Raw genomic sequence first — 797 nt, forward strand, 5'->3', positions numbered from 1 at the left:
CCAGAGCTAGCAAGTGAGCTAAAGCGCCGTTTAGAAGGCGAGCTACCAGCCGACTTTGAGACTCAAGCAAAAGACTATATCCAGCAAACTCAAGAGCAGGGCGGCGATGTCGCTAGTCGTAAAGCCAGCCAAAACGCGATTAATACTTTGCAGCCATTATTACCAGAGCTGATGGGCGGTTCTGCCGATCTCGCAGGCTCAAACCTAACACTTTTTAAAGATGCCAAGGGTATCGAAACTGATAGCGATGGCAACTATATCTATTACGGCGTACGCGAATTTGGTATGACCGCGATTGCCAATGGTATCGCATTGCATGGCGGCTTTATCCCTTATGTAGCAACCTTCCTCATGTTTATGGAATACGCTCGTAACGCCGTTCGTATGGGCGCGCTTATGAAGCAGCGTATCATCCATGTCTACACGCATGACTCTATTGGTCTAGGTGAAGATGGCCCAACCCATCAGCCGATTGAGCAATTAACGAGCCTGCGTACCACACCGAATCTGCGTACCTGGCGTCCGTGTGATGCAACCGAATCCGCTACGGCTTGGGTTGAAGCGATTAAGTCTGCTAATAATCCATCGGCGCTGATCTTTAGCCGTCAAAGCTTGCCCCATCAGGCCCGTGACAGCGAGCAAGTCACTAATATCACCAAAGGCGGTTATGTCTTAGCCAAAGAGCAGGGTGAGCTAAAAGCAATTATCATCGCGACAGGTTCAGAAGTTGGCCTTGCGATGCAAGCGCATCAAACGCTTAGCGAAAATGGCGTTGGCGTCCGTGTGGTCTCTATGCC

The 797-nt window shown here is 50.3% G+C and carries 1 protein-coding gene; it reads left to right on the top strand.

The annotated features are described in order from the left end of the window. Positions 1-797 (top strand): transketolase-like TK C-terminal-containing protein (locus tag ACTXGO_RS15150; RefSeq protein ID WP_443575101.1); only part of this gene is annotated, 797 nt, incomplete at both ends.

The organism is Psychrobacter sp. T6-1, from assembly GCF_052258445.1.